The sequence below is a fragment of the Citromicrobium bathyomarinum genome (assembly GCA_001306305.2).
GTDB classification, from domain to species: Bacteria; Pseudomonadota; Alphaproteobacteria; order Sphingomonadales; family Sphingomonadaceae; genus Alteriqipengyuania; species Alteriqipengyuania bathyomarina.
Genome location: CP155577.1, coordinates 655,944 through 672,023 on the forward strand (window position 1 = coordinate 655,944; position 16,080 = coordinate 672,023).

19 protein-coding genes are annotated in these 16,080 nt (G+C 67.4%); 6 read left to right on the plus strand and 13 right to left on the minus strand.

Features of this window, described 5'->3' with window-relative positions:
• Positions 1-193: 193 nt before the first annotated feature.
• Both VO57_003340 and VO57_003345 read right to left on the minus strand, forming a co-directional pair.
• Positions 194-649 (minus strand): hypothetical protein, encoded by a 456-nt coding sequence (locus tag VO57_003340; GenBank protein XBL70389.1) that lies wholly within the window; start codon positions 647-649, stop codon positions 194-196.
• Positions 642-1,352, minus strand: coding sequence for an EI24 domain-containing protein (locus VO57_003345; protein ID XBL70390.1), 711 nt, complete (start codon positions 1,350-1,352; stop codon positions 642-644). Before VO57_003345 ends, VO57_003340 begins: the two co-directional genes overlap by 8 nt.
• Positions 1,353-1,495: 143 nt before the next feature.
• Between VO57_003345 and VO57_003350 the strand changes: the two genes are divergently transcribed.
• Complete coding sequence (locus VO57_003350) at positions 1,496-2,503, plus strand: adenosine kinase (protein XBL70391.1); 1,008 nt, start codon at positions 1,496-1,498, stop codon at positions 2,501-2,503.
• Here VO57_003350 and VO57_003355 read toward each other — a convergent pair.
• A complete protein-coding gene (locus VO57_003355; protein XBL70392.1) occupies positions 2,500-2,838 on the minus strand; it encodes a hypothetical protein in 339 nt (112 codons plus the stop codon). The genes VO57_003350 and VO57_003355 overlap by 4 nt on opposite strands.
• 61 nt (positions 2,839-2,899) lie before the next feature.
• Entirely contained in the window at positions 2,900-4,180 is a 1,281-nt protein-coding gene (purD, locus tag VO57_003360; GenBank protein ID XBL70393.1) for a phosphoribosylamine--glycine ligase, read from the minus strand.
• Between purD and xseA the strand changes: the two genes are divergently transcribed.
• The 3 genes from xseA to VO57_003375 are packed head-to-tail and all read left to right on the plus strand — an operon-like array spanning position 4,179 to position 6,839.
• Entirely contained in the window at positions 4,179-5,654 is a 1,476-nt protein-coding gene (gene xseA / locus VO57_003365) for an exodeoxyribonuclease VII large subunit (GenBank protein ID XBL70394.1), read from the plus strand. The two genes, purD and xseA, sit on opposite strands and share 2 nt — an antisense overlap.
• A gap of 40 nt (positions 5,655-5,694) precedes the next feature.
• A complete protein-coding gene (locus VO57_003370) occupies positions 5,695-5,898 on the plus strand; it encodes a DUF2093 domain-containing protein (protein ID XBL70395.1) in 204 nt (67 codons plus the stop codon).
• A gap of 2 nt (positions 5,899-5,900) precedes the next feature.
• Entirely contained in the window at positions 5,901-6,839 is a 939-nt protein-coding gene (locus VO57_003375) for a M23 family metallopeptidase (protein ID XBL70396.1), read from the plus strand.
• Between the two features lie 249 nt (positions 6,840-7,088).
• Here the strand turns inward: VO57_003375 and rpmB are convergent, their stop codons facing one another.
• A complete protein-coding gene (gene rpmB / locus VO57_003380; protein XBL70397.1) occupies positions 7,089-7,379 on the minus strand; it encodes a 50S ribosomal protein L28 in 291 nt (96 codons plus the stop codon).
• Between the two features lie 131 nt (positions 7,380-7,510).
• Here rpmB and VO57_003385 point away from each other — a divergent pair, with 131 nt between their 5' ends.
• Positions 7,511-7,969, plus strand: a complete 459-nt coding sequence (locus VO57_003385) for a nucleoside deaminase (GenBank protein XBL70398.1) — start codon at positions 7,511-7,513, stop codon at positions 7,967-7,969.
• Here VO57_003385 and VO57_003390 read toward each other — a convergent pair.
• The 5 genes from VO57_003390 to VO57_003410 form a co-directional block, all read right to left on the minus strand.
• On the minus strand, positions 7,966-8,670 hold the full coding sequence (locus VO57_003390; GenBank protein ID XBL70399.1) for a ribonuclease T: 705 nt from the start codon (positions 8,668-8,670) through the stop codon (positions 7,966-7,968). The two genes, VO57_003385 and VO57_003390, sit on opposite strands and share 4 nt — an antisense overlap.
• Before the next feature lie 3 nt (positions 8,671-8,673).
• A complete protein-coding gene (locus VO57_003395) occupies positions 8,674-9,108 on the minus strand; it encodes a hypothetical protein (GenBank protein ID XBL70400.1) in 435 nt (144 codons plus the stop codon).
• A gap of 68 nt (positions 9,109-9,176) precedes the next feature.
• Positions 9,177-10,043 (minus strand): carboxylating nicotinate-nucleotide diphosphorylase, encoded by an 867-nt coding sequence (nadC, locus tag VO57_003400; GenBank protein XBL70401.1) that lies wholly within the window; start codon positions 10,041-10,043, stop codon positions 9,177-9,179.
• A 101-nt stretch (positions 10,044-10,144) separates the two neighbouring features.
• Entirely contained in the window at positions 10,145-10,942 is a 798-nt protein-coding gene (locus tag VO57_003405) for a LytTR family DNA-binding domain-containing protein (GenBank protein XBL70402.1), read from the minus strand.
• Between the two features lie 7 nt (positions 10,943-10,949).
• Complete coding sequence (locus VO57_003410; protein XBL70403.1) at positions 10,950-12,227, minus strand: histidine kinase; 1,278 nt, start codon at positions 12,225-12,227, stop codon at positions 10,950-10,952.
• 90 nt (positions 12,228-12,317) lie between these two features.
• Between VO57_003410 and VO57_003415 the strand changes: the two genes are divergently transcribed.
• Positions 12,318-12,938: an HD domain-containing protein gene (locus tag VO57_003415; protein ID XBL70404.1), complete on the plus strand. Its 621-nt coding sequence runs from the start codon at positions 12,318-12,320 to the stop codon at positions 12,936-12,938.
• Here the strand turns inward: VO57_003415 and VO57_003420 are convergent.
• From VO57_003420 to VO57_003430, 3 genes are read right to left on the minus strand one after another with little or no spacing between them, the layout of a single operon-like run.
• On the minus strand, positions 12,935-13,969 hold the full coding sequence (locus tag VO57_003420) for a hypothetical protein (GenBank protein XBL70405.1): 1,035 nt from the start codon (positions 13,967-13,969) through the stop codon (positions 12,935-12,937). The two genes, VO57_003415 and VO57_003420, sit on opposite strands and share 4 nt — an antisense overlap.
• Positions 13,966-14,673, minus strand: coding sequence for a DsbA family protein (locus VO57_003425; GenBank protein ID XBL70406.1), 708 nt, complete (start codon positions 14,671-14,673; stop codon positions 13,966-13,968). The genes VO57_003420 and VO57_003425 overlap by 4 nt, the downstream gene beginning before the upstream one ends.
• Before the next feature lie 12 nt (positions 14,674-14,685).
• Positions 14,686-16,056 (minus strand): M48 family metalloprotease, encoded by a 1,371-nt coding sequence (locus VO57_003430; GenBank protein ID XBL70407.1) that lies wholly within the window; start codon positions 16,054-16,056, stop codon positions 14,686-14,688.
• Positions 16,057-16,080: the final 24 nt, after the last annotated feature.

Consider the following 16,080-nt stretch of genomic DNA (forward strand, 5'->3'; position numbering starts at 1 on the left):
CCGTCGTTCACGGCCTTCGCAGCGGTCAAGGCCGCATCTCGGTGGAAGAGCAGGCGCCCTGGCTGTTCCAGAACCGGCAGCCGAAACGGCGTCGCAAGCCACCTGAGGCAGGAATGCCCGTCCCGGCAGTGCCACCGCGCGGACCGTTGCCCGCGCAGGGTGGGGCTGAAGCCCCGCTCGATTTCGGCAGGGACTAGCGCCGCAGCGCCTTGGCGCAGGCGCCCCGGTCCACATCCAGCGCATCGCTCGCGCGGCGGGCGTCGACATAGGTCGCGGTCGGCTCCGCGCCGGGCGATAGCGGGTAGAGAAACACGTCGAGCACGCATTGCTCGCCTGCGAATTGCAGCTTGCGCGCATCCCCTTCCAGAACATCGAGCCGGGGCGGGCCGAAGGTCTGTTCCAGCTGGCTCGCCCTCGATCCGATCACGAAGGACAGCGCGGGGTCGTTCATCACCTTGGGCGCGATGAACGCGCCGGGCACGCTCGGCCGGGGATCGCTCGGCGGGATCGGCGTGGTCCGGGGCGGCGGGCCGCTGCTGCGCGGCACGCTCGGCTGGCCGGTGCGCGGCGCAGGCGCACCCGGCGCGGCGCAGGCGGCGACCAGCGGCAGCAGCGCGAAGCCGAGCAGGGTCTTGGGAAGATCAGGCATCGCGCATGCGTCCTTGAACGAGATGGGTTGCAGCAGCCGCGCCGATGATCGGCGCGATGAAATTGAGCCCGGGCACTGTCAGCATCCCGGCAATGATCAGCCCCAGCGCGAAACGCGTGCCGCGGCCGATCGGCGGTTCCTCGTCCGAATCCTTGCGGTGGCGCAGCCACGCCATGTCGCGCAGTTCGCGCCCCAGCAGCCAGGCATTGACCAGCGCGAACAGTACCACCGTGCCGAAGCCGGTCACCAGCAGCACCAGCGCCAGCGGCAGGATCAGCAGGTTGACCAGGATCACCCGCACCGCGCCCTTGAAGCTGATCCACATGCTCTCGGCAAAGCCGATCCGCCGCGCGCTCTCCAGCGCTTCGGGGTAATACCGCGCCTCGACCGCCTCGACCACGTCGTCGGCGAAGAACTGGATCGCGGCGAGCGCGGTGACGCGGAACAGCAGCCAGCCGCCCAGCACCACCGCCAACAACGTGCCGATCGTGGCCAGTGCGCTCGCGACATTGGGCGGCAGGTTGGCATCGACCAGCGCGCCGAGCCCGCGGTCGAGCAGCCAGGCGAGCCCGAAATAGACCGCCACTCCCAGCAAGGCGAACAGCAGCACCGTCACCAGCAGCGACTTGATCAGCAGCCACAGCACGCGGGGGTCCGCGAGTTGGGCGAAGGCGCGGGCGAGAGAGGCGGGGAGCGATGTCATCGGGCGGGCCTTTTTCCGTTGGCGATGGCTGCAAGTCAATCGCCGCAGCGCGATCACCGGCTTGGCCTTGGCTCGCTTCATCGCTAGGCCCCCCGCCAACATCAACTCTTTGCTTCCATTCCCTACAGGAGACCGCCCCCATCATGGCCGACCCCAAATTCGACGTCATCGCCATCGGCAACGCCATCGTCGACGTCATCGCCCCGGTCAGCCACGAATTCCTTCGCCAAGAGGAATTGCCTGCCGGTTCGATGCGGCTGATCGACGCGGAGCGTTCGGTCGATCTCTACGGCAAGATGGGCCAGACCAAGGAAATCTCCGGCGGCGCGGCGGCCAACACGCTGGCGGGCGCGACCATGCTGGGCCTGAAGACCGCCTTCATCGGACAGGTCGCGGACGATCAGCTGGGCGAAATCTACCGCCACGACCTCACTTCCGTAGGCGTCAGCTTCGATACCCCCGCGCGCCCCTACAGCGACAAGGAAAGCGAACCGCCGACCGGCCGCTGCCTCGTGCTGGTGGACCCCGATGGGGAGCGCACGATGAACACCTCGCTCGGCGCATCGCAGTTCCTGCCCGCCGAAGCGATCGACGACGATCTGATCCGCAGCACGAAGGTGCTGTTCCTCGAAGGCTACCTGTGGGATCCGACCGAACCGCGCGAGGCGATGAAGCGCGCGATCGGCGTGGCGCGCGATGCGGGCGTGAAGATCGCCTTCGCCACCTGCGCCGATTTCTGCGTCCACATGCACGGCGGCGATTTCCGCGGCCTGATCAATGACGGCCTGATCGACATCCTGTTCGTGAACGAGGAAGAGGCGGGCATCCTCGAAGGCTCCGACCCCGAAACCGCGTTCGAAAGCCTCGCCAACGACGTCCCGCTGGTGGTGATGACCTGCGGCGCCAAGGGTGCGATCGCAGCGCGCGGAGACGAGCGCGCGCGCGTGACGCCGGAGCCGGTCGAAAAGGTGCAGGACCTGACCGGCGCAGGCGACCTCTTCGCCGCCGGCTTCCTCTCCGGCTATTGCCGCGACGCCTCGCTCGAAGAGAGCCTGATCCGCGGCGCAGTGGCGGCCGGAGAGGTCATCTCGCACTGGGGCGCACGGCCCGAGGCGGATCTGAAGGCGCTGGTGGCGAAGCGGCTGGGTTAGGGGGCGACCGGGTATCGCTGCCCGATCCACCAGTCATTCATCCAGTCTGCATAGCCAAGCAACTCGCCTTCGCGCCGCTCCTCAGTTGCGCTCCAGACTGGCGAGCGCATAAGCTCAATCATCGCCTCCATGCGCCATTCTTCTCCGGGAAGCGCATAGAGGATGCGGTGCAATCGTAAATCGGGCCGACCCGGGAATTGATCGAAGGAATCAAGTCGCAAGATTTGTCCGGCGGCAACATGCCTGTCGAACATACGCAGGTATCGCAGCATAGAGAGCGGGTAGCCGCCCTCGGCGTCTGCGAAATTGGCCAGCGGCTTTTTACCGCGAAGCATCAGCCCCAACTCTCGATTGGTATGGATGAGATAGGGCGGTCGCTGAGTACACTTAGTCACGCTATTCGGCAGTCTCCCGCTCCACCTCGCGCCAGCCGATATCGCGGCGGCAGAAGCCTTGCGCGAAGTCGATCGCATCGACCGCCTCGTAGGCTGCGGCCTGCGCCTGCGTCACATTGCGCCCCCGCGCGGTCACGTTGAGCACGCGGCCGCCGCTGGCGATCAGCGTGCCGTCGGGCTCGCGCGCAGTGCCCGCGTGGAACACTTTCGCGCCGCCCGCTTCCGCGTTGCCGAGGTCGATCGTCCCGCCCTTCCTGGGCGTGTCGGGATAGCCTTCGGCCGCCATCACCACGGTCAGCGCGGTGTCGTCGGAGAAGCGCACCGGCTCGGCATCGACCAGCTTGCCGGTCGCACAGGCCATCAGCAGTGCGGCGAGGTCACCCTCGAAGCGCATCATCAGCACTTGGCACTCGGGGTCGCCGAAGCGGATATTGTATTCGACCAGCTTGGGGCCTTCATCGGTCAGCATCAGCCCGGCATAGAGCACGCCGCAATAGGGCATCCCCTCTGCGCCCAGCGTGCGCACGGTGGGCACCACGATCTCGCGCATTGCGCGGTCGACCAGATCCTCGGTCAGCACCGGGGCGGGGCTGTAGGCGCCCATGCCGCCCGTGTTGGGGCCGGTATCGCCTTCGCCCACCCGCTTGTGATCCTGCGCAGAGCCGAAGGGGAGTATGGTCTCGCCATCGGTAAGCGCGAAGAAGCTTGCCTCTTCGCCGCGCATGAATTCCTCGATCACGACTTCGGACCCTGCCGAGCCGAACCTGCCGTCGAACATTTCGGAGAGCGCGTGCTGCGCCTCCTCGCGCGTCTCGGCGATCACCACGCCCTTGCCCGCCGCAAGCCCGTCCGCCTTGAGCACGAAGGGCGCGTTGAAGTGCTTGAGCGCGCCCCATGCCGCTTCGAGCGAGGTCGCCCGCTCGTAACGCGCGGTGGGGATCCCCGCACGCGCGCACAGATCCTTGGTGAAGCCCTTGCTGCCTTCGAGCTGGGCGGCGGCCTTGCCGGGGCCGAACACCGCGATTCCCTCGCCGCGCAGGTCGTCCGCCAGCCCCGCGACCAGCGGTGCTTCGGGGCCGACCACGACGAGATCGATGCCCTTCTCGTGGCAAAAGCCGATCACGGCCTTGTGATCGCTGGCGTCGAGCGCGACAATGTCCGCGTGATCGGCGATGCCCGGGTTGCCCGGCGCGGCGTAGAGCATGGTGCACGAGCGCGCGGCGGCCAGCTTCCACGCCAGCGCATGTTCGCGGCCCCCCGATCCGAGCAGAAGGATATTCATGAGCGCTTCCTATTCCGACGATGCTGACCCTTCGCTGCTAGCGAACAGCAGACCGGGCGACAATTCCGAGCCGCTGAGCGTTAGCGATCTCTCGCGCAGCCTCAAGCGGGTGGTGGAAGATCGCTTCGGCTTCGTGCGCATTCGCGGCGAGCTGTCGGGCGTGAAGCGGGCGGCTTCAGGCCACCTCTATTGCAGCCTGAAGGACGACAAGTCTGTTATCGACGGGGTGATGTGGAAGAGCGCCGCCCCGCGCCTCGCCTTCCGGCCGGAGGACGGGGTGGAGGTGATCGCCAGCGGCAAGGTCACCACCTATGCCGGGCGCTCTAAGTACCAGATCGTGATCGAGCGGATGGAGCTGGCCGGCGAAGGCGCGCTGCTCGCGCTGCTGGAGAAGACCAAGGCGCGGCTGGAGGCGGAGGGGCTGTTCGCCGACGCGCGCAAGAAGCCGCTGCCCTTCCTGCCGCGCACCATCGGGGTGGTCACCTCGCCGACCGGCGCGGTGATTCGCGACATCCTCCACCGCCTGTCGGACCGTTTCCCGAGCCACGTGATCGTGTGGCCCGTGGTGGTGCAGGGAGAGACCGCCAAGGGGCAGGTGAGCGCCGCTGTGCGCGGGTTCAACGCGCTTGAACGCGGCGGTGCGATTGCCCGGCCCGACCTGCTGATCGTCGCGCGCGGGGGCGGCTCGATCGAGGACTTGTGGGCCTTCAACGAGGAAGAGGTGGTCCGCGCAATCGCCGAATCGGAGATACCCGTGATCTCCGCGGTAGGACACGAAACCGACACCACGCTCGCCGATTTCGCCGCCGACCACCGTGCGCCCACCCCCACCGCCGCCGCCGAACGCGCGGTGCCGGTGCGCGCCGAACTGGCGGCAGGGATCGCCGATCTCGGTGCGCGACAGATGCGCTGCGCGACGCGGCCCGTGGCTCTGGGGCGAGAGCGGCTGGAGGCCTGTTCGCAGCGACTGCCCAGGCCGGACGCGCTGCTGCAGGCGGCTGCCCAGGCGCTCGACGATGCAATCGAACGCCACCGCCGCGCGCTGGTCGACCGGGTCGCGATCGGCCGCGCCACACTCGGCGAAGCGGCGGCGCGGCTGAGCCCGGCGACGCTCAACTGGCGGCTGGGCCAGGCGCGCGAGCGTCTGGAGCATGTCCGCCTGATGCCCGCAACGCTGACCACCCGCCACGCCCGCGCGACCGAGCGCCTGGCGGCAAATGTCGCCATGCTCCGCTCGCTCGATCCCGATGCCCCGCTCCAGCGGGGCTATGCGATGGTGTTCGACGGGCAGGGCGCGCTGGTCCGCAGTGCCGGGGATGCGCGCACGGCAGGCACGCTCAGCCTCAAGTTCGCCGACGGGCGCGTTGCGGCAAGCACCGGCGATGCGCCGCCGCCGCCCGCAACGCCCGCCCCTGCGCCAAAGCCCAGGCGGAAGAGCCCTCCGCCGCCGTCGGGACAGGGCGACCTGTTCTGAAGAGGGTGTTTCGGCGGCGCAGGATCGCTATATTGCCCACATGCTTACCACTTCCAGCGATCAGCCTGCCAAGCTTCACTATGGCCCCAACTCCTTCCGCGTGATCCGCAACGGGCGCTTCGTCCCCTGCGCGGTCACCGGCGAGCCGATCCCGCTCGACACTCTGCGCTACTGGAGCGCGGAGCATCAGGAGGCCTACGCGACCTGCGAGATCGCGACCCGCCGTCTGACCGGCCAGGTGTGAGCTTGCAGCCCACGAAGCTCGCCGCCGCGACCGGCGCTTCGCTCGCGATCCTGCTCGGCAGCTGCTCGGCACCCCGCGGTGCCGGAGGGCCGCGCGAAGTCGTCCAGCCGGTCGCCGCGCCGACCCCGAGCCCGACACCCAGGCCTGTCGCCACTCCGACGCCGGCTCCCACGCCTGCCCGCACCACCTTCGCCTTTCGCGGGGAGCTGGAACAGGGCGGCTGGATTCGCGGGCAAGTGCCCAGCAATACGCGCAGCGCGCGGCTGGGCGATCAACCGCTGCGGTTCGATGAGGATGGCAATTTCTTCGGCGCGTTCGACCGCGATCAGGGCCCGCAGATCGAGCTGGTCGCGACGCTGGAGAATGGGCGGACCATCTCCAGCCCGCTGACCATCCGCCCACGCGACTGGAAGCTCGAATATATCAACGCGCCCTATCGTGCGGGGCGGAGCAGCGCGGAGTTCCAGCGATTACGTGAAACCGAGCGGGCGCAGATCGTCGCCGCGCGCGCGCAGGAGACCGGGGCGGACGGCTGGCGGCAGGATTTCATCTGGCCGGTCACCGGTCGCATTTCAGGGCGATTCGGTTCGCAGCGCGTCTATCAGGGCAAGCCCGGCCCCTACCACTCCGGCCTCGACATCGCGCCGGGTGCTGGCGTGCCCTATGTCGCGCCTGCTGATGGGGTGGTCACGCTGGTCGCGCAGGACCCCTTCACGCTGGAAGGGCGGCTGCTGATGATCGACCACGGGATGGGGTTGAACAGCGCCTTCCTGCATTCCGCGACCATCGTCGTGCGCGAGGGGCAGAGGGTGAAGCAGGGCCAGTATCTCGGCACGATCGGCGCGACCGGCCGCGCGACCGGCCCGCATCTGCACTGGAGCCTCAAATGGCAGGATTCGCGGCTTGACCCGCTGCTGTTCGTGGGGCCGATGCCCGACTGACGGCGCGAGCCGCGAATCGCCCTCGCGGCCCGAGCCCTGACACACCTGACACACAGTCCAGGGGCTGAAAATCTTCGCCCCTAAAGGCCCGGATTCGGTGGGGGATCGACGGTGTGAAAGAGCCGCACCCAGCCTAGCGAGGGCGGACTATGTAGGACAGCAGCGCGTGCCTTGCAGACACACGTAGGGCGCGTTCGCAGCAACCTGCGAACGCGCCCGACCTGTTTCGAATGTGAAAGCCGAGAAGGCTCAGGCGGCGGGTGCAGCCGCCTTCTTGAGCTCGCGCTTGACCTTGAGCGCGCGGGCCGAGAGCTTCTCGTCCTTGGTCTTCAGCAGCCAGTTGTCGAGACCGCCATTGTGCTCGACCGAACGAAGGCCCTGCGTCGAGACGCGGAACTTGAAGCTGCGGTCCAGCTTTTCGCTCATCAGAGTGACGTTCTGGAGGTTGGGCAGGAAGACACGCTTGGTCTTGTTGTTCGCGTGGCTGACATTGTGGCCGACCTGGCGACCCTTGCCGGTCAGTTCGCAGATGCGCGACATGGCTTATCTCTTCTCAAAAATGGTGATCGGTCTGTGCCGGAAAGTCGCCGCGCTTAGCGGCCAATTGGCGAATCGTCAACAAGGACTCGCGCTTGCGAGCCGCTCGCTGCGCTTCTAGCGCATTTTTCATCATGACGCGATGGCCCTTGCCCGATCCGATGCAAGCCGCGCTGGCACAGGCGCAACTGGCCGCCGATGCGGGCGAAGTGCCGGTCGGCGCGGTGGTTATGCGCCATGGCGAAGTAATCGCCCAGGCCCACAACGCGCCGCGCACGCTCGCCGACCCGACCGCCCATGCCGAGGTGCTCGCTCTCCGTGCCGCTGCAAAGGCGCTCGGGCAGGAGCGACTCGAGGGCTGCGACCTGTGGGTGACGCTGGAGCCCTGCGCGATGTGCGCAGGCGCCATAGCCCACGCGCGAATCGGACGGCTGTATTACGGGGCTGCCGATCCCAAGGGCGGCGCGGTGGCGCACGGCGCGCGCGTGTTCGACCACCCGCAATGCCACCATAGGCCCGAAGTCTATTCGGGCATGGGGGAGGAAGAGGCGGCGAAGATGCTGCGGGGCTTCTTCAACGAGCGCCGGGGCTAGAGCCCCCGCCAGATCTTCGCCGGAGCATCATCCGCTGCCCCGCGCGCCGAGCGCTTGCACGCCGCCGGAAGCCAGTCGCGGCCATAGCAAAGCCGCAGTTCCTCCAGCCAGCCGCGCTCGTTGAGGATCACCGCGATCATCTCGGGCCGCCAGTTGGTGTTGGCCTGCATCCACGCCTCGCGGATGTCTCCCGCATTCAGCCCCTCCTTGCGCGAGAGGCGGTCGAGGTCGGGCCAGTCGAGGCTGCGGTGGAGGATGCGGGTGATGCGGAAATAGCGGTCGGGCCGGTCCGCCATGCAGCTGCCGTGCTTGGCCCATTGCCGCATCGCGAGACTGGCAGAGGGTTGCACGCACATCTGCCGGGCGAGCTGTGCGCCTGTGGGGCGGACGTTCCGCGCGGCGCACCATTGCGGCCAGCTGCGGGCACCTTGTGGCCACAGCCCGTGCACGATCAGTCCGAAGCTGCCGCTGCGGCCCGAGCATTGCTGCGCATGGCGCGGCGAATTCTCCCGGGTGCGGCAGAACTCGGGGCTCCAGCTAAGCGAGAGGACGTAGCCGGTAACCGGCATCGCGCGGGTCGGCCCTTCGCGCGCGACACCCGGCACCGCGACGCTGCGCGGCGGTGTGCACTGATAGCTCTGCGCGCTGGCGGTGCCTGCCAGAGCGGCGCCCAGCGCCAGCGCCAGCGCGATTCGCCGCATGGCTCAGGCGTCGGGGGGAGGCGGTGCGTCGTCCGTCGGCGTGCCGTTGAGCCAGCGGATCGCATCGCCCCGGAACAGCATGACCACGGCAGCCGCCTGCGCAAGCAGGCCGACCAGGCCGTAAATGCGGGACAGCACCAGCGGCCCGCCGAAATAGTCGCCCACTCCGATCAGCGAGAACAGGAAGAAGGCGACGATCACCCACTTGGCGATCACCACCCGGCGCTGTGACACCAGATACCACATCAGCAGGCCGATCAGCGCGCCGACGGCATAGCCGATCCAGATCACGCTCGGCGGAACGGCAACGCCGGTCTGTGCGGCCTGCGCCGCGAGCTGCGCCTTGAGTGCCGGATAGCTCGTGATGAAGGCCAGCAGGCCGATGAACATCGCCCCGAGGTAGAAATAGTCGAACAGTTTGATGGATTGCGGCTTCACCGATGTGCTCCCCTGGTGTCCCGAGGGATCGACGGTGCCGTATGGCGCGGGTCTCCGCAAGCCGCGGGTCACGCCAAGGTGGTGAAATCCAGCCCGATATCGGCTGCGGGCGCGCTCTGGGTAAGCCGCCCGACCGATACGTAATCGACCCCGGTCGCCGCCTTGGCGCGGATCGTATCGAGGTTGATCCCGCCAGAGGCCTCTGTCGGGACGCGCCCGGCAACCAGCGCGACCGCTTCGCGCAGGGTATCGGGTTCCATATTGTCGAGCAGCAGGCGCGTTGCGCCCGCATCCAGTGCGGGGCCGATCTGGTCGATCCGGTCGACCTCGCAGATGATGTCCGCAACGCCCGCATCGCGCGCGCGGCGCACCGCCTCGCCGACCGATCCGGCCACCGCGACGTGATTGTCCTTGATCATCGCGGCATCCCACAGGCCCATGCGGTGGTTTGCCCCGCCGCCCATCCGCACCGCGTATTTTTCGAGCATGCGCAGCCCGGGCAGGGTCTTGCGCGTGTCGAGCAATGTGCAGCCGGGATTGTCCATCGCCTGCACGTAGCTGCGCACCAGCGTGGCGATGCCGGAGAGGTGCTGCACCGTATTGAGCGCGGCGCGCTCCGCAGTCAGCAGGGCGCGGGCATTGCCCTCGATCCGCATCAGGTCGGTGCCAGGCGCGACCTGCGCGCCGTCCTCGACCAGCTGCTCGATCGCGCAGTCGGGGTCGAGCGCGCGGAAGAACGCCGCTGCGATCGGCAGTCCCGCCACGCTGATCGGATCGCGGCTGTCCATCACCCCGGTGAACTTTGCATCCGCCGGGATGACGGCTTCCGAGGTCACGTCGCGCCCGCCGCCGGGCAGGCCTTCGCCCAGATCCTCGGCCAGCGTTGCGCGCACGAAGGCATCGAGGTCGAAGCCGGGAAGAGTGAAATCGCTCATTGGCAAATCTTCGTCATTGCGAGCGGTCCGGGACCGCGCGGCAATCCATGGCACCATGGATTGCTTCGTCGCTCCGCTCCTCGCAATGACGACCTAAGCGGTCAATGCACGAAGCGCGCGACCACGTCGCGGTAGGAGCGCGAGACCTTAACCTCTGCGCCCGAGCTCAGCACAAGGAAGCACTCGCCATTGGTGTGCGGCTTCACCTGGCGCACCTGGTCGAGATTGACGATGGTCGAGCGGTGGACCCGCTGGAACTTGCGCGGGTCCAGTCGGCGTTCGAGATCCTTCATCGTCTCGCGCAGGATCAGCGAATTATCGCCGGTATAGATGCACATGTAATCGCCCGCCGCCTCGATATGTTCGATCGATTCGACCTCGACGCGGAAGATCTTGCCCCGGTCCTTGACGTTGAGCAGTTTCTCGAACCGGTCCGATCCGTCGGCCGCGCCTTCCTGCAATTCCTCGGCGGCTTCGGGGGCCACTTCGGCGAGCACGTTCATCAGCTTTTCCGCCTCGTCCGCGCCGCGCTTCTCGGTCATCCGCTGGCGGACGCGTTCGATCACGTCGGCCAGCTTGTCCTCGTCGACCGGCTTCATCAGGTAATGCAGCGCATTGGCCTGGAACGCGCGGATCGCATGTTCCTGAAATGCGGTGACGAACACGAACAGCGGTGGTTCGATATCCATCACGCCCTGCACCACGCCGAACCCGTCGAACCCGGGCATCTGGATGTCGAGGAAGACGAGGTCGGGGCGCAGCGTCTTGATCTTGCGGATCGCCTCGCGCCCGTTCGAGCAGGTGTCGATGATCTCGACATCCTCGAACTTTTCGAGCCGCAGTTGCAGACCCTGAATGGCCAGCTTCTCGTCGTCCACGATGATCGTCTTGATGGTCATTTTCTCACTATCCAATCGGGCTGGGGCCCATGGCGCGGGGGTACGCCGGTGAATCAACGGCCGGTCCAGCATCCTGTTTCCCGTGCCGCCGCTCGGTCGACCATCCATCCCGCGCCTCTCCGAGAAGCGAGGGGTGTGTGGTCAGTTCGGGCGGCGGTGCGAGCGCTGCGGCAATGTCTTCGCCTTCACGCTCGAACGGGATTTCGATAATCACCGTGAAGCCGCCCTGAACCGGGGAGCGAATTTCGAACAGATGGTTCTCGCCATACGCCTGGGCGAGCCGGTTGCGAATATTGGCGAGGCCGACCCCGGTCGAATCCGGGCTGTCGCTGCGCGGGAGCGAGGTGCCGGTGGCATCCAGCGGGGTCTTGAGCCCGGGCCCGGTGTCCGACACCACCAGCCGCAGGCGCGAGCCGGACAATTGCGCGGTGAGCGAGATCTTCGCGCCCTCCTCCAGCGGGGAGACCGCGTATTTGATCGCGTTTTCGACCAGCGGCTGCAGCAGCAGCGAGGGCAGGCACGCCTCGGCCGCTTCGTCCGCGATGTCGAATTCGGTCTGCAACCGCTCTTCGAACCGCATCCGCTCGATATCGAGGTAAAGCTTCAGCGTCTCCACCTCCTGCGCCACGGTCACCGTGCCGCCCGGCTGCGAGACCAGCGTGTGGCGCAGGAAGCGCGACAGGCGGGTGAGCATCGCATTGGCCGGCTCGGTCTGCTTGAGCAGCACCAGCGTGGAGATCGAGTTGAGCGTGTTGAACAGGAAATGCGGGTTGAGCTGATAGCGCAGCATCGCCAGCTGCGCGCTGGTCGCCTGCGCCTCCAGCCGTTCAAGCCGGTCGGCCTGCTCCTCCAGCTGGAGGAAATAGTTGATCGCATAATAGAGCCCGGTCCACGCACCCAGCAGCGGGCCCTCCACCGCAAGGTAGAGGAAGAACAGCTGGGTCAGCGTGGTTTCGCGATCGAAATAGTACAGCCCGGCCACCCATGCCTCGATCAGGACCAGCACGCTCAGCGCGGTGGCGAGGGCGAGTGTGGTCAACCCCCAGGTGACCAGCGGCTGCCGGCCCATCAGGTTGCGATAGATCACCGAAAGCAGCAGGCTGAGCGAAAAGCCCGTCACGGTTGCAGGGAACACGATCGCCAGCAGGCCGAGGCCCTGCCCGTTGACGAGGCCCTGCACACAGCGCAGCAGCATCGCGCCGCCCCAGCCTGCGAATTGCAGGTTCCAGAAGGCGCGATTCTTGTTCGCGAAGAACGGGGCGGGGCGGTAGGGCAGCACGGCCATGGCCCCCATTTAGCGCAACCGGCCGCATTCTCACAAACTTTTGCGCAAGCCGCGGTGATCGGTTAGTTTCTCACGCCAAGGAGAGGACCAATGCAACCAGCAGACACGCTGCATTCGGCCGCAGAGCGCGCCAAATTCCGCGAGATGAAGGAAGGCACCGCCCAGGACTGGGCGATCATCAGCGGCGAATACATGGCCTTCGCCAAGGGCCTGCCTGACCGCGTGCTCGACCATCTCAAGCTGCTAGACGGCGATTTCGGCGGCTTTCCGGTGTGCCGGCTGGAGCATTCGCTGCAAACCGCCACCCGCGCCCACCGCGACGGGCGCGACGAGCGCTACGTGGTGATGGCATTGCTGCACGATATCGGCGACACGCTGGGCAGCTACAACCATCCCGAAGTCGCTGCCTCGATCATCAAGCCCTTCGTCAGCGAGGAAGTGCACTGGATCTGCCAGAACCACGGCGCCTTCCAGGGCTATTACTATTTCCACTTCCTCGGCATGGACCAGAACGCGCGCGAACAGTTCCGCGATCATCCGCACTACGAAGCGTGCAAAGAATTCTGCGAGAAATACGACCAGGCCGCGTTCGACCCGGATTACGAGAGCGAGCCGCTGGAGTTCTTCGAGCCGATGGTCCGCCGGGTGATGGCGCGGCCCCTGTCCTCGCCCTACGCCAAGGCGCTCGATAACGAAGAGGCCGCTGCCTAGCGCCCGGCGAGATCCTTGCCCGGCAGCTCTTCGCGCCGGAAACCGGTCGCCCAGTCGGCCCCGTCGCCCTGCGCCAGCTGCGCTTCGATCAGCGGGATTTCGGCGAGGATGAACTCGGCCCGCTCGTCCCATCCGTCATGGCTGCGGGCGCGGAAGATCCAGCCGCCGTGGCGCGGGCCCCAGCGTTCGAAGAAATGCGCCCCCGCGAGCGGATCGAAGCCTGCATTGGCGAGCAGCCAGGGCATCAGCCGGTCCGCCTCACGCTCGGTCAGGCGCACGGTGCCCTGCTTGCGCCCGCCATTGGCGTCGAACCACTCGCGATGGCGCAGGATGTTGTGCGCGAACTCGTGCCCCAGCACCGCGGCGAGCAACGGATCGGGATAGTCGATCCCGGCAAATTCAGGGCCGATCACCACCCGGTGCCCGTCGGCCACGGCGCGGCCGCCTTCGCCGATCTCGAACCGGCTGCGGCAGGCGGGTTCGCCGGTGATGGTCAGCGTGACCGGCTTGTCCGCGCGCCGAACGGTGATCGGCAGGGTGCCGGTCTGCGCGAGCAGGCTTTCGGTCTTCGCGCGGATCGTCTCAATCCGCTCCCACGACTTCGACTTCTCGGTCGGGATATCGGCAATCACCAGGTCGCCCACAGCGAGCACGGTATCGTCCACCTGCAGCCCGGCGCGTGCGGCGGGGCCATCCGGCACCAGCGCCTGCACTCCAATATCGCCGGTCAGGCCGAGCAGACCGCGCAGGGCCTCGCCCTCGCCATAGGCGCCCATGTCGTGCAGCAGCAGCCCGGCGGTGTGGGTCCTGTCCGCGCAGAACCGCGCATTGCCGGTGACGAGGCGGTAGCCGAGCTGCAGGACGCGCTCGTCCTGCCGGCGCAGTTCGGCGATCTCCGGCGGCAGCGCTGCGCGCGGCGCGTCGACCGCAGCCGGAGGAGCCTCTGGCGTCTGCGCCTGCACGGGCAGCGCGCCAAGCCCCGCCGCGAGCGACAGGGTGATCGACGCCGCGATGGAAACTGGGCGGATCATGGCGTTTCGGCGCTGTCCTCGATCGCTTGGGCCAGGCGCTCGGTGCCCTGCGCGCCCTGCAAAATCCGGTTGCCGGTGATCCACGCGGGCGTGCCGGTAAAGCCGAGATCCTGCGCCAGCGCGGCAGTGCGCATCAGTTCCATCGTCACATCCTGCCCCTGCGCATCCCTGCGCGCACGCTCCATGTCGAGGCCGATCGCCTTGCCGACCTGGTCAACCGTCTGGCTGTCGGCCACCTCCTTCTTGTAGAGCGCATCGTGGAACGCGGCGTACTTGCCCTGCTTGGCAGCGGCGAGCGCCATCCGCGCGGCGACGTCGCTGCCTTCGAAGATCGGCCATTCCTTGATCACCACGCGCAGTTCGGGATCGCGCGCGATCAGTTCTTGCACGTGCTGCAGGCTCATCCGGCAATAGCCGCAATTATAGTCCGAGAACTCGAACAGGGTGCGGCTGCCCTTCGGATTGCCGAGGACCGCGCCGGGGAACGGCTCGCGCCATTCGTCGCCCGCCTGTGCCAGCCGCCGTTCGGTTTCGCGCGTCTGCAGTTCCTCCGCCATGCGGGGGAGGATTTCGGGATTGTCGAGCAGGTAGGCCTCTGTCCGCCGGTCGCCGAGGCCGGTCGCTGCGAACAGCCACGCGCCGAGAAAGCCGCCGAGGAGTGCGAGTGCGAGCACCCCGACCAGGCGCAGGATTTCGTTCTTCATGGGAAAGGGCCTCTAGCTGTCTTCGCGCGCGGCTTCGAGTGCGGCCTGCGCCTGCATCCGCACATCCTGCGCGCGCAGCCAGTCTGCCGAGCCTTCGGGCAGGGCGGATTCGGCGAGCTGGGCGCTGCGCAGCGCCTCGATATACTGGCGCTGCATCACCTGCTGTTCCGCGCTGGCGAGATGCGCGCGCGGCATGTCGCCCTTCGCGGCGTAGACCATGCCCAGCTGATACCACGCGAAGGGATTGCGGCGGTCCTTGGCAACCGCGGCGCGCAGCACGCTTTCCGCCTCGTCGTAGTGGCTGCGATCCTCGGTCGCGATCAGCGCATGGCCGAACAGCGATGCGATCAGCGGTTCGTTCTGCGTCAGCTCGGTCGCGCGGCGCAGCGCGGGCAGCGCCTCGTCGGGCCGTCCGGATTCGAGCAGCACCTGGCCGCGCAGTTCGAGGAAATAGGGGTTGTCGGGATCGCTGGCGATCAGCGCGTCGGTTTCGGCGAGCGCCTGATCGATCCGTGCATCCTTGTGATAGGCATAGGCACGGGCGTAGCGCGCGGGGATATCGGTCCGCGTCACCGGATAGGCTTTGAGCGTACGGGCGGGTTCGGCGAGATAACCGTAAAGCTTGGCACGCACGCGTTCGAAGCGGGCCTGCAGCTGCGGATCGGGCGGCGTGTTCCACGCAGGGTCTTTCTCGTACACTTCGCGCAGGCGTGCGATACGATCGCCCGAGAGCGGGTGGGTGCGGTTGAACCCTGCCTCTTCGCTCTGGCTGCGGCTGTAGCGGTATTCCTGGTTGAGCAGCTTGCCGAAGAATTCGAGCGAGCCCTTGCCCGTAATCCCGGCGTCGGAAAGGAACTGCGCCCCGGCGGCATCGGCAGAGGATTCCTGCGTGCGATTGAAGGCCAGGTACTTGCCCATCGCCGCACGCTGGCCTGCCATGATTGCGCCCATCGCCGCATCGCCGCCGCCCGCTGCCGCCATCGCGACCCCGATCAGCAGCGAGAGGATGGAGATGGTCTGCGCCGCACTCGCCCCGTCGGTGTTGATCACGTGGCCGCCGGTGATGTGGCCGAGCTCGTGCGCGATCACCCCCTGAACCTCGTTGGCGCTGTCCGCCGCGTTGATCAGGCCGGAGTGGAGATAGACCACCTGCCCGCCTGCAACGAAGGCGTTGATCGACGGGTCGTTGACCAGCACCACGTCGACATTGCCGGGCCGCAGCCCCGCCGCCTCGACCAGCGGATCGGCCAGATCGCGCAGCAGCGCCTCGGTCTCCGCATCGCGCAGGATGCTCTGCGCCATCGCGGGCTGGGCGGTCAGCGAGAAAGCGAGCAGCAGCGCGACGAATCGGGCCACAACGCGCCGCAGCGCAAGGGCGGGCATCGTGATGCGGGGGAGGTGCGCCAT

Coding starts and splice junctions, on each gene's coding strand:
- VO57_003340 (XBL70389.1), bottom strand. CDS start 649: ATGCCTGATCTTCCCAAGACCCTGCTCGGCTTCGCGCTGCTGCCGCTG.
- VO57_003345 (XBL70390.1), bottom strand. CDS start 1,352: ATGACATCGCTCCCCGCCTCTCTCGCCCGCGCCTTCGCCCAACTCGCG.
- VO57_003350 (XBL70391.1), top strand. CDS start 1,496: ATGGCCGACCCCAAATTCGACGTCATCGCCATCGGCAACGCCATCGTC.
- VO57_003355 (XBL70392.1), bottom strand. CDS start 2,838: ATGCTTCGCGGTAAAAAGCCGCTGGCCAATTTCGCAGACGCCGAGGGC.
- xseA (XBL70394.1), top strand. CDS start 4,179: ATGAGCGCTTCCTATTCCGACGATGCTGACCCTTCGCTGCTAGCGAAC.
- purD (XBL70393.1), bottom strand. CDS start 4,180: ATGAATATCCTTCTGCTCGGATCGGGGGGCCGCGAACATGCGCTGGCG.
- VO57_003370 (XBL70395.1), top strand. CDS start 5,695: ATGCTTACCACTTCCAGCGATCAGCCTGCCAAGCTTCACTATGGCCCC.
- rpmB (XBL70397.1), bottom strand. CDS start 7,379: ATGTCGCGCATCTGCGAACTGACCGGCAAGGGTCGCCAGGTCGGCCAC.
- VO57_003385 (XBL70398.1), top strand. CDS start 7,511: ATGACGCGATGGCCCTTGCCCGATCCGATGCAAGCCGCGCTGGCACAG.
- VO57_003390 (XBL70399.1), bottom strand. CDS start 8,670: ATGCGGCGAATCGCGCTGGCGCTGGCGCTGGGCGCCGCTCTGGCAGGC.
- nadC (XBL70401.1), bottom strand. CDS start 10,043: ATGAGCGATTTCACTCTTCCCGGCTTCGACCTCGATGCCTTCGTGCGC.
- VO57_003405 (XBL70402.1), bottom strand. CDS start 10,942: ATGACCATCAAGACGATCATCGTGGACGACGAGAAGCTGGCCATTCAG.
- VO57_003410 (XBL70403.1), bottom strand. CDS start 12,227: ATGGCCGTGCTGCCCTACCGCCCCGCCCCGTTCTTCGCGAACAAGAAT.
- VO57_003415 (XBL70404.1), top strand. CDS start 12,318: ATGCAACCAGCAGACACGCTGCATTCGGCCGCAGAGCGCGCCAAATTC.
- VO57_003420 (XBL70405.1), bottom strand. CDS start 13,969: ATGATCCGCCCAGTTTCCATCGCGGCGTCGATCACCCTGTCGCTCGCG.
- VO57_003425 (XBL70406.1), bottom strand. CDS start 14,673: ATGAAGAACGAAATCCTGCGCCTGGTCGGGGTGCTCGCACTCGCACTC.
- VO57_003430 (XBL70407.1), bottom strand. CDS start 16,056: ATGCCCGCCCTTGCGCTGCGGCGCGTTGTGGCCCGATTCGTCGCGCTG.